A 12,782-nucleotide genomic window follows, 5' to 3' on the forward strand; every position below is an offset into this window, starting at 1 on the left:
GCTATTCTAGTCCTGAATAACACTTTGAGGGACGTACATCTCTTTATCGCGATTCAACGAACTGTAATTCGGAAACATGGTTTTTCCTGATAAATAGCGCCTCAGCATATCCGCAGCAACTGTGGTAACAATAGTCGTTTGGTCTGCTCTAGAAAAACTGCGATTAAATGTTAACGTTTGACCCCACTCCCCCTCTCTTGCTGAAATCGCAACAGAGAAGGTTCTTTCCGTGACTTTACCAGTAGCGATCGCTATATCTGTTGCGCATTTGTCTTTCGTCGCTGCTGCAAGAGCGAAGGCAGCAGCTAGATCATCATTATCGCTCTTACCCACGTCTACTTTATTGCCCAATACCCAGCCATGCCCACAATAGTCTGCAGCGGCTTCATTGGAGTGGAGCCATAATGACAGGTTACCATGTGTGGATTGCTCTGCTGTAGAAATTGACAGCTTCTTATCTAGAATCAGATGACCAACATTGTCTTGCATCGTTTCGTCAACACTAACAACATTCGCTTCGATCAGGTTGTAGACCAATTGGAGCAACTTGACACGATTATCCAAATCATCCCTAGGGCCGAACAATTTGACCTCAATAAAAGGCAGGTAAGAGCGATAACCTAAGAAATAGCCTTCGGGAAGATGAACTTTATCTAGCTTGTCTGACAGTGCAGACTCGGATGTGCCAAAAGTATGGAGTTTACTGCATTCGTAACCCACAACGTCGCTATGACGCTGTTGCAAATGTGGCAAAATCTGTGATTCTACCATCAGCTTGAATTCACTTGGGACACCTGGGGTGAAGTAAAAGTCACAATCGTTAAAAGTCAACAGAAAGCCACATGCGGTACCGATAGGGTTATCCAAAACCAACGACCCATGGGGCAACATAGCTTGCTTTCGATTGCTCTCTGGCATCGCAATACCGCGAGCACTGAAGAACTGCTCCAGTTTTTCCAGCCATTCCGGATATAACTCTAGTTCCGTATCTGACGCTTGTGCGGCAGCTTCAGCACTCAGATCATCAGAAGTGGGCCCCAAGCCACCGTTGACAATCACGACGTCACAGTTAAAGCTCAACATCATCAACTCTTCTACTAAAGCGGACTGACTATCACCTACCGTCGAGCGCTTAGAGAGAGAAAAACCTTGCTTAAAGAACTTCTCTGACAACCAAGCCGCGTTGGTATCAACGATATCGCCGTGAAGCACTTCCTCACCGGTACTTAACATCGCTATCTTCAACATAATTATTTTCCTTTTTAGGAAGCCTCTGGTCCTGAATCACAAACAAAGCCCTTAAAACTGACCATTTCATTGTTTGAGTGTTATTTAGAAGTCACGTCTCTTAATTAGGACATTTTCCGGTTTCCATTCCTCTGGCTTTGGTGGATAATTGTGAGCCTGATCATTATAAGATATAGACTGTGGAGTTTATCAGTGTACATAAAACACATCACCGCTTTGATGTTGTCGGCTTCTGCTTGCGCCAATGCCAATACCTACGACGCTCCCAACTATATTGACTCTTCACTCAATCTAGATAACAGCGAAAACTACAGCCTTTTCAGTAACTCTTATTCATATAAGACTAGCAATAGTTATGCCTTAGGTTTAACTGAAAACGATTTAAAATTGGAAGAGCCTGAACTCCCTAAATATCTCACCGTGCAAAGTAAGAAAGACTGGGATTACCTTAAGGGTCAAACTTACACGATTTTAGGTCTTAGTGTTGCGACGGTGGGCCTAATGACACTGCTGCCAGAATCGATTACAAAATGGGATGAAGAAGATCGTGATTTGAGCGGTTTAGGAACGAAGTGGAAAGATAATGTCACATCCGGCCCAGTATGGGACCGAGACGACCATTTTCTTAACTATGTCATGCACCCGTACTTCGGTGGCGTTTATTATACCGCCGCCCGTCATTCTGGATTCAACGAGTTTGAGTCTTTTCTTTATTCTGCCACACTATCTACCTTCTTCTGGGAATATGGTGTAGAAGCTTTTGCAGAAGTGCCTTCGTGGCAGGACCTCTTCATTACCCCCTTCTTTGGTGCAATAGTGGGTGAAATGATGTTTGAAGCAGAACAAGACATTGTCTCTACAGGTGGCGAAGTGTGGGGCTCTCAAACCATGGGTGATGTAACCTTGTTCTTCCTCAACCCTGTTGGTCATATTCACGGTTGGGTTAGCGATGCTTGGGGTGGTAGTGCTGAGTTCCAGTACAACAGCAAACCTTGGTTTGGCAATCAAGATGCCGCTCAATATGCCATGGATGCGGGTGCCAGCTACGATAGCGTATTTTATGGCGTCGAGATGAAAATCAGTTTTTAATCTGACACTTGAACAAAAAAAGCGGCAGTGAATTGCCGCTTTTTTTGTGTCTGCCATACCATAATGGTCAAGACAATCCGCCATCAGGTCAAAAACTTGACCTGAATCAAGCCTAACTTCCGCCCTGCTCCTAAACTAAATTTAGTCCTATATAAAGAATTGCTTGCATTCAGGAGGCCCGTTATGAATAGTACTTTTATCGTCAATTTCGTCGGCAAAGCAACACCTGCCACAATCAAGCAGCTGGCGGCTATCACTCACGAAAATGGAGGAAAGTGGCTGATCAGTAAAGTAAACTTTATCGAAGACCAAGTCGCGGCAGTCATCAAAGTTGAATTGCCAGAGGAAAAAGCGGAGTGCGTTAAAGAAGCGTTTAGCAGCCATGACGATCTGCTGGTCCAGTTTGTCGATTCAGATAGCCACACACACAATGCAGATGCTATTTATCAACTTCGATTAGACTCCAATGACCGAGCAGGCATTGTTAATGAGATCACCCATGTTCTAGACAATCAAGGCATCAATATTTTGGACATGGACTGCCAACGTGTGTTTGTTGCTGGTGGTGGTGGCGTAAGTTCAAGCTTATTTACAGCAAACATCGCTTTGAAACTGCCAACTCAGGTCCAGATAGATGACGTCGCAAAAGAGCTGGAAGCTTTAAGCGAAGACACTAGGGTCATGGTCGAAGCATAAAACAAGAGCAGCTTCATTGGCTGCTCTACTCGGTAGGTTACTGAACACTCCACTGTGAGAGCGAACGTTTGAAGTCAGCATAATCAAACTCATTGAGCTTTTGAATTTCACCACTCGAACGTTCACAGTATACGGAAGGCATCCTTAATCCATTAAACCAGTTAAGCTTCACCATGGTATAGCCCGCACTATCTAAGATATGGAGGCGCTGACCAATTTCCAGTGGTTTATCAAAGCGAGTCTCACAGAACTGATCACCAGCCAAACATGAACAAGAGCCAATCACATACTCATGTTCACCTTTATCCGTCGCCTCTAGAATGGAAGCGGGTTCATTGTAAATTAGCGTATCCAAGCGATGAGCTTCAGTTGCAGAATCTACAATCGCTGTTTTTTTAACATTCTCAACGATATCCACCACAGTCACGACCAAGTCTGTCGTTTGAGTAATGATCGCTTCACCCGGCTCAAGGTACATTTGAACACCGTGCTTATCAGAGAAAGCTTTAAGCGCTAAGCCAAGTTTTTCAATGTCGTATCCCGGCCAGGTGAAGAACACACCTCCGCCCATACTGACCCAGTCAAGCTTATCCAAGTAGTGGCCAAACTGCTCAGAAATAGAGCCCAGTAGACCGATAAACGCGTCGACGTCTTTGTTCTCACAATTCATGTGGAACATCACACCGTCAATATCCTCAAAGACTTCTGGATCAATATGGTCCGCTTGCACACCAAGGCGAGAAAACTGACGTGCTGGATTGGCTAAATCTTGCCCAGCATAGCTCACGCCAGGGTTAAGGCGTAAACCAAGCGAAGCCTTTCCTTCTACAATGTGTCGATACGCAGCCAATTGATTTTGTGAGTTAAAAATCATTTTGTCGCAAATATCAGCCACATCACGTACATCATCCTCACTGTATCCGACACTGTATGCGTGAGTTTCACCACCGAAAGTTTCATGCCCCAACTTAACCTCGAATGGGCCAGAACTCGTTGTGCCATCTAAGTAAGGCTTGATGATGTCGAAAACACCCCATGTAGAAAAACACTTCAACGCCAATACCAGCTTCACACCCGAGATTTCCTTGAGCTGTTTGGCTTTTTCTAGATTTTCGACCAACTTATCTTCATTGATCATAAAATATGGTGTTTTCAGTTCGTTTTTTTGCATTTTGTATTCTTACCTAATTAATACCGTAAAAATCGAACAAAGCCGACACTGGTGCATCGGCTTGGATGTAGTAATAATAACCAGTGCCATTCATGATAACGACGAAGGACTGCAGTTAGGAATCTCTAAAACCCAACAAAAGATTCCGTATCACGCTCGTTCCTCACTGTACGGAATGACAAATATATTTACTTCAGTTCGTGAATGACTGGTAGACCTTGACCCGGCTCTAGTTCCTGAACATGCCAATCAAGACCAATGCTTGGCATAGTTTCAAGGAATGGGTCTGGGTTGAGCTGTTCCATATTAAACACACCTTTATCCGCCCATTCACCACGGAAGAACTGAAGTGCAGCGGTGATCGCTGGTACACCTGTGGTGTAAGAAATTGCTTGGTGCTCTACGTCTTCGTACGCGACTTCGTGATCGGCGTTATTGTAGATAAATACACTACGCTGCTTGCCGTCTTTCGTTCCCTGAACCCAAGTACCGATACAAGTTTTACCTGTATAGCCCGGTGCAAGAGAAGTTGGGTCTGGCAGCAATGCTTTAAGCACATGTAGAGGCTGTACAACCGTACCATCGTGAAGCGTCAGCGGATCTGGACTTAGTAGTCCGATGTCACGCATGCAGTTGAAGTAGTTTAGGTATTTGTCACCAAAACCCATCCAGAACTCGATACGTTTAGCGGGAATGAATTCTTGCATAGAACGAACTTCATCGTGCGCCATAGAGTACACTTTGTGCTTGCCCACTAACGGGAATTCAAACTCAAGCATACGCGAGTGACACGGGACTTGTTTCCACTCTTCATTTTCCCAGTAGAAAGAATCACCTTGAATTTCTAGCATGTTGGTTTCTGGGTCGAAGTTGGTCGCGAACTTCTTACCATGGTCGCCAGCATTCACATCCATTACGTCAATCGTGTCGATTTCATCAAACAGGTGCTTCACTGCGTAGGCTGCAAATACCGACACCACGCCAGGATCGAAACCAGCACCCAAAATGCCCGTGATGCCCGCTTCAGCGAACTTCTCACGGTAGCCCCACTGCCAATCGTAAGCTTGAGGAACTTGCTGGCCTTCAGAGCACAGGTCAACAGCAACAGAGGTATCTAAGTAGTTCACTTTGGCTTGGTAACAGGCTTCCATGATCGTCATGTTAACCCAAGGAGGACCAGCGTTAATGACAAGGTCAGGCTGAACTTCTTTAATAAGAGCGACTAATGCATCAACGTCATCCGCATCAACAGCCCGCGCTTCCAGTTTCTTCGATGGATCTTTCAGGTTGTTTTTCTTCTGGATAGATTCGATGATTTTTTCACATTTACTCACGGTACGTGATGCAATCGTAATGTCACCCAGAACGTCGTTGTTTTGCGCAGCTTTATGTGCAACTACCCAGCCAACACCGCCTGCACCAATCTGTAGAATTGCCATAGTTTTCCGTTACCTTAATTACGCCAGCTCAGCGGCTAGCTTATTGATTTTGATTAGTAAAGATTCAAAATCAGCCATCGTCAGGCAAGGATTAAGAATCGTAAATTTCAAAGCGGTTTTACCATCAACAATGGTTTCACCTAATACCGCAACGCCACGAGTTAACGCTTCCAGTCTTACAACTTTATTCAGCTCGTCCAGATCCGCGACTTGAGCATGTGCGACACGGAATAGCACAGTCGACAACGATGGCTCAGCCAACAATTCTAGGTTGTCGTCGCTACGAACGAGATCCGCGACTTGCTGAGTTTGTTCGAGAAGATGGTCATACATGGCGCCCAATGTATCTGGGCCGACATTCTGCATCGTCATAAAAACTTTCAATGCATCGAATCGCTTCGTCGTCGCAATCGACTTGTCCACCAAGTTAGGCAACTCATCATGCTCACGGTTGAGGTAATCCGCATGATGCAGCAGATACTTAAAGTTATGTTTGTCTTTGAGTAACAAAGCTCCACAACTGATGGTTTGATAGAACAACTTATGGAAGTCGACACTGACTGAATCTGCGCGTTCGATACCCGCTAGACGCTCTTTATGGCGGCTTAAAATCAGTGCTCCACCATAAGCACCATCAACATGCATCCACATCTGGTGTTTTTGCGCCGCGTCGGCAATCACATTCAAATCATCAATAGCGCCATGATCAGTGGTGCCTGCCGTTCCAACGATGGCGAATGGAATTAATCCTTGAGATTTCGCCTTACTAATCACGTCATCAAGCTGAGCAACATCCATCGTGCCGTTACTATGAGCGTCAACAGTTAACACCGCTTTCTCGCCCAGTCCCATCCAAGAGGCTGATTTCTGTACCGTGAAATGAGACTTTTTCGAACAGACGATACGCAGTTTGTCGGCATATTCCGGCAACCCCAATTTCTGGATAGAGTGTCCTGACAGCTTGTCTGCAATCCAGTCACGAGCCAGCATTAAACCCATTTGATTGCTTTGGGTGCCACCACTGGTAAATATGCCATCAGCCAGTTTGCCAAGCTCGTATTTCTCACACAGCCAATCCACCACTTTCTGCTCAACATAAGTCGCAGAAGAGGCTTGGTCCCAGGAGTCCATTGACTGGTTTAAAGAAGCAATCATCGCTTCTGCTGCCACTGCAGACATTAACGGAGGGGTGTGAAGGTGAGCAATACAGTCAGGATGCTGAGTAAAAATAGCATTCTTTGCTACCAGATCAGCAGTATCAGTGATCACATCCGTCAGGCTGGCATTTTTGTTGTTTAGATCAACTGCATTAATCGCCTGCTCTAACTGCTTTGGTTCAAGACCTGAATAAGGCGCATCCACTTGTTCAAAGACCTGTTTCATTGCCGCAGTTGTGTGGTTCATGACTTTGCTGAACTCATCACTGCCAGACTCACCGGTATGAATAAAATGCTGCTTCCATTGCTGATTAGCGTCTTGTGGCTCAACATGACTTCCACCCGCAACCAGAATCGCCTCTTCCAGCACTCTAAGTGCAAAGTCGATCTGCTCAAAGGTGATGATCAATGGTGGCAGGAATCGAATCACCGAGCCATCACGCCCACCTTTTTCAACCATCAGTCCGCGCTCAAGGGCTGCTCTCTGAATCGCCAAGGTCAATTCACCATCAGCGACTGGTTCACCAAATTTATTGCGTTCTGTACCGGGTTTACGGATTTCCACACCAAGCATTAGGCCTTTGCCGCGGACTTCAGCAATACAGTTGACGCGTTTCTGAATCGACTCGAGCCCTAAACGCAAGTACTGACCAGCAACGTTCGCGTGCTCAACAAGATTATCTCGCTCGATGATTTCCAGTGCTTTCGCCCCAGAGACCATGGCTAGCTGATTACCACGGAAAGTGCCCGTGTGCTCACCAGGCAGCCAAGTATCATGTTTTTTATTGATGACTAGGAGCGACATTGGCATACCGCCACCAATCGCTTTGGATAGGCAAAGAATGTCTGGCACAATGCCTGCTTCTTCAAACGCAAAGTTGTAGCCTGATTTACCCACACCACACTGAATCTCATCAAAAATCAGTAAGATACCGTGCTCATCGCAGATACGACGTAGCTCTTTCAACCAGAACGCAGGAGCAGGTACAGCGCCGCCCTCGCCCTGAATAGGTTCAACAACCATAGCGGCTGGTTTCATGATGCCAGCTTCATCGTCATTGAGTAGACGTTCAATATAGCGAATACCCGCTCTTGCACCTTCATCTCCACCCAAACCAAACGGGCAGCGCAGGTTGTATGGGAAAGGCATAAAATGTACGTCCGACATTAGGCCTGTGCGACGTGCTTTCGTCCCTAGATTGCCCATCATGCCCATCGTGCCATTTGTCATGCCATGATAAGCACCACGGAAAGCAAACATGGTATTACGACCTGTGGTTTGCTTCGCCAGTTTGATTGCGGCTTCAACAGCATCCGCACCTGAAGGGCCACAGAACTGGAGTACACAGTTATCACTCAGTTCTTGAGGAAGAAAGTTCTTCACCGAGCGAATGAAATTGGTTTTTGCTTCTGTTGCGATATCCAGTGTCTGATAAGGCAGCCCTGAGTCAAGCTGGTCTTTGAGTGCTTGATTGATTTCAGGATGGTTATAGCCCAGAGCCAAGGTGCCAGCACCAGCAAGACAATCCAAAAATATTTGACCGCGAGTGTCTTCAACCAGTGCGCCATAAGCTTGTTTGATCGCAATCGGAAGACGACGAGGATAAGAACGTACGGCAGATTCATGCTCGGCCTGATCTTGTAACACCACATCAGGTGTCAGATCATAAACGCCCTCTACAACAGGAATCTGAGTGGAAAATGGTGTTGCGATAGCAGTGTTATTCACAGAGTTATCGACTTCAAAGGCTATGCTCATGATTTAATCCCTTTGAAATGTAAGTCTCCTGCCAAGTCTGCAATGCAAACAGCAGGTACAGTTATCCCTTTCGTGTTAGCAACTTAAGAAGCAGGTGCACGAAATCGTTCCATCATTTCGATGGACTACATGTTCAATTGATAAATCAAGGTTCAGTAATGCTGCTGTTTTGTAAAACAGGGCATTTAGGAAGAACTAAGCTGATTAGTGGTTGTTTGTTATGTGAGTTCAATGTTGGGTTTCCCATAAACATGTCGCTACCGCGACAACAGTATCCCGTCTATCGACAAAAGGACTTGCCGATACCTACCCTACGCAGTGTTCACTCAGCCTGAATGCTCACAACGCGTATCCCCCAGAATGTCTTTTTGCGACTCACCTCCGAGATTGCGCGCGAAGTTATCACAAAATGAAAACGGTTCGCAACATTTTTTGAATCTGAGCACGTCAAACCCCAACGTGAGTATGATTCCTCCTAATTATCATCGTTATCATTAATACGGGCGGCAGGTTTTTCATACCCTGCAGCTGGAGATAGTATCTCGATTTTGGATGGGTCCACCCCCTGTTCAATCGCATTAATAAGAGGTTTAAGTTGATCATTAATTGCGATAGGAACCGTTGTACCATCATCTTCAACTTGCAATGCTTCTACATCCGTGTAAACCGTAGACCCACTTCCCATAATAACGATAACTTCTCCGGGGTTAGGTATCTCTCCGGGTAATAGTTCGCGGACCTGTCCATTAATATCAATAACCACAGTGGTGTTTGCCAAAGCGATTAAAGCGAGTGCACTTAATCCCATAGCTCAGCTTCTCACACAATTTAATTATTGTTTAAAATATTAGTACCATTACGTAGTGATGACCATATGATAGCAATCGCCCATCTTCCTTCAGCCATGGCTCAAGCTTCTCACTTCACCCCATAGTACTAAATTAACGTTAATTTCTCGTTATTTAGCATTCCTGTACTACGATTTTAATAATGCATCCAAATTGTATGAATGCGCTTTAATAAGGAGAACGATGTGTCTACCACTAAATTTGTATCAGTCGTTGCTCTATTCGTCTTTTACTCTAGTTATGCTGTTGGACAAACACTTGAGCAAGCCGTCGCTCTAACGCTAGCGAACAACCCTGAAATTAAGAGCTCATTTAACGAATATAAAAGCGCCATAAAACAAGCAGATGCTTCTGGCGGCGCTTACCTGCCATCTATAGATTTAGATGCCGGCATAGGCTATGAAGGCATTGATCCTGCCGACTCGACCGGCCAAGCGGAAACAGACTTAACACGCAAGGAAGCGACCTTGAGTCTGACTCAGTTACTGTGGGATGGGAATGCCACCATCAATGACATCAACAGAACAGCAGCGGAGGCTGAATCGATCAGGCTTCAATTGCTCTCTGATGCATCTGATATTGCCTTAAGAGTCACTGACATTTATTTGGAATCCATTAAAGCTACTGAAGTGTTAAAGTTATCTGAGAACAACTTAGCCGTTCACAAAGATATTTACACAGATATAAAAAAGCGCGCCGAATCTGGAATTGGTTCTACCGCAGATGTATCACAAGTCGAAGCACGGCTTGCCAAAGCACATAGCAACCTGCTCGCCGCACAGAACAACCTCTTTGACACTCACACTCAGTTTCGACGCATTGTAGGACAACAACCGCTTGGTTTGATTTACCCAAGAGCAGACGAATCAAAACTGCCTTTATCTTTAGATGAGGCGATTAAACAGGCCTTTGAACAACACCCAGTAATACAAGTATCAAAAGCAGATGTGGATTCGGCACGCTACCAATATAAACAATCCAAAGGTAACTACTACCCTACGTTGTCGGTTGAAGCGAGTCAGACTTGGCGTGACGATGCAGGAGGCGATCTAGGCAACAGCAACGAATCTCTTGCCATGCTAAGGCTAAGATACAACTTGTTTAACGGTGGTTCTGACAGCGCTTTATCCGAAAGAGCGGCATACCAGCTCAATAAAGCCAAAGACCTTCGAGATAACTCCTATCGACAGGTCGAAGAGGGCTTACGTTTATCCTGGAGCGCACTTGATTTAACTTTGCAACAAAAGAACTTTCTCGCCGATCATGTTGACTCTGCCTCTGCAACTGTCATCGCGTATGAAAAGCAGTATCGCATCGGGCAAAGAACATTACTCGATCTTCTCAACACAGAGAATGAGCTTTTCGAAGCTCGCAAGGATTATTTGGACGCTCATTATTCTGAACAATACGCCAAATATAGGGTAATGAACGCAACTGGAATCCTGCTTAACGCCTTGCTTGTCGATGTACCCAAAGAATGGACCAAGGAAGTGGAGTACTGATTATGACGCGAACGCTGTTTTTTTCATTGTCACTTTTAAGCGCCTCTGTCGCCTGTTCACTTCAAGCCTATGAAGACCAATACGACTACATACAAGTACCTAAAGCCCTCCAGATTTCAGATTTGACGGATGATGATAGAGACGGTGTAGTTAACGCACGTGATTTGTGTCCAGAGACACCGTTAGGCGCACAGATCGATAATGACGGTTGTGGTTTGGAGGTCATGGAAAAGGAAGAGAGGCAAATGAGGATTCTATTTGCCAATGACTCCTATGACGTTAGCCCCGTCTTTTTAGACCAAATCCGTGCAATGGCGGGTTTTTTGGATAAGTACCGCTCCGCTTCGATAGAAATACAAGGCTATGCTAGCAAAACCGGAAGCCCTAACTACAATTTAGCACTATCAAAGAAACGTGCGTTCGCCGTAGAGCAGCAGTTACTTGCCTATGGTACTGCTCCTGAAAGAGTGACTATCATAGGCTATGGTTCAACACATTTGGAATCAGATGGTCAAGGCGAAACCGACCATGCGCTTAATCGAAGAGTGACAGCAACCGTCGTTGGCTTAACCGAAACCGTCGTTGAAGAGTGGACCATATTTTCAGCTATAGATCGATAGCCCGCGAATAGAAAAAGCCCCGATGTTTTCACATCGGGGCTTTACTTTGTTTGATTGAGAGTTAGTGGTTTGTTTCGGTTGCTGGCTTATCTGCCAGCACTGTCTTTTTTGGTAAAGAAATGTGCAGTAACACGTATCCTATAATCGCAGCGGTCGTCGAGCCCATCAGGATGCCCAGTCTCGCATAGGTATCAAACTCAGCGTTAACCGGACCAAAGGCCAGCGAAGAGATGAAAATCGACATGGTGAAGCCAATACCACACAACACCGATACTGCGAAAATATGTCTGAATGTAATGCCTTCTGGCAATTTGGCCACACCTGACTTAACGGCAACCCAGCTAAAGCTGAAGATACCCAGAGGCTTACCGACCAACAACCCTAATGCAATACCCAGTGGTAGCATCGAAGTCAGCCCTTCCATCGAGATTCCCTCAAGAGAGATACCTGCGTTGGCAAACGCAAACACTGGAAGAATACCAAAAGCAACGTACGGGTGCAGTGCATGTTCCATGTGTTTGAGCGGAGAGCCCTCACCTTTGTTTCCTTTAAGAGGAATCGCAAAACCTATCACTACACCAGCTAGCGTTGCGTGCACTCCCGATTTCAGCACCGCGAACCAGAGTATCGCACCTACTATCATATAGGGGAGCAATTTGGTGACCTTCTTCGAGTTGAGAATGAACAACGCTGCGGTCATAGCAAATCCGACGGCTAATGCTGAAGTCGACAGGTCTCCTGTGTAGAACAGAGCGATAATAACAACAACACCTAAGTCATCAATGATTGCCAGCGCAAGTAGGAATACTTTCAGGCTGACAGGGACACGCTTTCCTAGCAAGGCCATGATACCCAGAGCGAATGCGATGTCTGTAGCAGCAGGAATCGCCCAGCCTTGAATTGCCTCAGCGTTGCTGTAGTTGAATGCAACATAAACCAATGCCGGAGCTAACATACCACCAACAGCAGCAATAGCAGGGAAAATAGCAGTTTCGCGGGATTTAAGCGCGCCCTCTAGAAGTTCACGTTTTACTTCTAAACCGATGAGAAGGAAGAATACAGCCATTAGGCCATCATTAATCCAGTGAGATACAGACATGCCAAACACATAAGAATGCAATATTGCCTGATAAGATTCGTTCAGTGGCGTGTTAGCAATGGTCATTGCGATTGCAGCAGCGATGACTAAGAGAATCCCTCCTGCTGACTCCATTTTGAAGAAATCGCGAAAAATATCACTCATGATATCGTCC

Annotated in this window: 10 protein-coding genes; 4 read left to right on the forward strand and 6 right to left on the reverse strand. The window is 45.6% G+C overall.

Going from position 1 to position 12,782, the window contains the following annotated elements; all coding sequences use genetic code 11:
- Positions 1-6: 6 nt before the first annotated feature.
- A complete protein-coding gene (locus tag TW84_RS01205) occupies positions 7-1,248 on the reverse strand; it encodes a CinA family nicotinamide mononucleotide deamidase-related protein (RefSeq protein ID WP_045973854.1) in 1,242 nt (413 codons plus the stop codon).
- 192 nt (positions 1,249-1,440) lie between these two features.
- On the opposite strand from TW84_RS01205, the gene TW84_RS01210 reads away from it, so the two are divergent.
- Both TW84_RS01210 and TW84_RS01215 read left to right on the forward strand, forming a co-directional pair.
- Positions 1,441-2,337 carry a DUF3943 domain-containing protein gene (locus tag TW84_RS01210; protein WP_045973855.1) on the forward strand — a complete coding sequence of 299 codons (897 nt, stop codon included), beginning with the start codon at positions 1,441-1,443 and terminating at the stop codon, positions 2,335-2,337.
- A gap of 183 nt (positions 2,338-2,520) precedes the next feature.
- The gene (locus tag TW84_RS01215; RefSeq protein ID WP_045973856.1) at positions 2,521-3,033 is read left to right on the forward strand and encodes a glycine cleavage system transcriptional repressor; all 513 of its coding nucleotides are present in this window, start codon (positions 2,521-2,523) and stop codon (positions 3,031-3,033) included.
- A gap of 37 nt (positions 3,034-3,070) precedes the next feature.
- On the opposite strand, the gene nspC is transcribed toward TW84_RS01215, so the two are convergent.
- The 4 genes from nspC to TW84_RS01235 form a co-directional block, all read right to left on the reverse strand.
- The gene (gene nspC / locus TW84_RS01220; protein WP_045973857.1) at positions 3,071-4,204 is read right to left on the reverse strand and encodes a carboxynorspermidine decarboxylase; all 1,134 of its coding nucleotides are present in this window, start codon (positions 4,202-4,204) and stop codon (positions 3,071-3,073) included.
- A 188-nt stretch (positions 4,205-4,392) separates the two neighbouring features.
- Positions 4,393-5,643, reverse strand: a complete 1,251-nt coding sequence (locus TW84_RS01225) for a carboxynorspermidine synthase (RefSeq protein ID WP_045973858.1) — start codon at positions 5,641-5,643, stop codon at positions 4,393-4,395.
- An 18-nt stretch (positions 5,644-5,661) separates the two neighbouring features.
- Positions 5,662-8,559: a pyridoxal phosphate-dependent class III aminotransferase gene (locus tag TW84_RS01230; RefSeq protein ID WP_045973859.1), complete on the reverse strand. Its 2,898-nt coding sequence runs from the start codon at positions 8,557-8,559 to the stop codon at positions 5,662-5,664.
- 475 nt (positions 8,560-9,034) lie between these two features.
- Complete coding sequence (locus TW84_RS01235; protein WP_045973860.1) at positions 9,035-9,367, reverse strand: hypothetical protein; 333 nt, start codon at positions 9,365-9,367, stop codon at positions 9,035-9,037.
- A gap of 225 nt (positions 9,368-9,592) precedes the next feature.
- Between TW84_RS01235 and TW84_RS01240 the strand changes: the two genes are divergently transcribed.
- The gene (locus TW84_RS01240; RefSeq protein ID WP_240478123.1) at positions 9,593-10,909 is read left to right on the forward strand and encodes a TolC family outer membrane protein; all 1,317 of its coding nucleotides are present in this window, start codon (positions 9,593-9,595) and stop codon (positions 10,907-10,909) included.
- Between the two features lie 2 nt (positions 10,910-10,911).
- A complete protein-coding gene (locus TW84_RS01245; protein ID WP_045973862.1) occupies positions 10,912-11,529 on the forward strand; it encodes an OmpA family protein in 618 nt (205 codons plus the stop codon).
- A gap of 61 nt (positions 11,530-11,590) precedes the next feature.
- Here the strand turns inward: TW84_RS01245 and nhaA are convergent, their stop codons facing one another.
- Positions 11,591-12,772 carry a Na+/H+ antiporter NhaA gene (gene nhaA / locus TW84_RS01250; protein WP_045973863.1) on the reverse strand — a complete coding sequence of 394 codons (1,182 nt, stop codon included), beginning with the start codon at positions 12,770-12,772 and terminating at the stop codon, positions 11,591-11,593.
- Between the last annotated feature and the right edge of the window lie 10 nt (positions 12,773-12,782).

The organism is Vibrio neptunius (genome assembly GCF_000967495.1).
Taxonomy (GTDB): Bacteria; Pseudomonadota; Gammaproteobacteria; order Enterobacterales; family Vibrionaceae; genus Vibrio; species Vibrio neptunius.

Bases quoted from the DNA above. Each gene is read 5' to 3' on its own strand.
- TW84_RS01205 (WP_045973854.1), bottom strand. From the start codon at position 1,248: ATGTTGAAGATAGCGATGTTAAGTACCGGTGAGGAAGTGCTTCACGGC.
- TW84_RS01215 (WP_045973856.1), top strand. From the start codon at position 2,521: ATGAATAGTACTTTTATCGTCAATTTCGTCGGCAAAGCAACACCTGCC.
- nspC (WP_045973857.1), bottom strand. From the start codon at position 4,204: ATGCAAAAAAACGAACTGAAAACACCATATTTTATGATCAATGAAGAT.
- TW84_RS01225 (WP_045973858.1), bottom strand. From the start codon at position 5,643: ATGGCAATTCTACAGATTGGTGCAGGCGGTGTTGGCTGGGTAGTTGCA.
- TW84_RS01230 (WP_045973859.1), bottom strand. From the start codon at position 8,559: ATGAGCATAGCCTTTGAAGTCGATAACTCTGTGAATAACACTGCTATC.
- TW84_RS01235 (WP_045973860.1), bottom strand. From the start codon at position 9,367: ATGGGATTAAGTGCACTCGCTTTAATCGCTTTGGCAAACACCACTGTG.
- TW84_RS01245 (WP_045973862.1), top strand. From the start codon at position 10,912: ATGACGCGAACGCTGTTTTTTTCATTGTCACTTTTAAGCGCCTCTGTC.
- nhaA (WP_045973863.1), bottom strand. From the start codon at position 12,772: ATGAGTGATATTTTTCGCGATTTCTTCAAAATGGAGTCAGCAGGAGGG.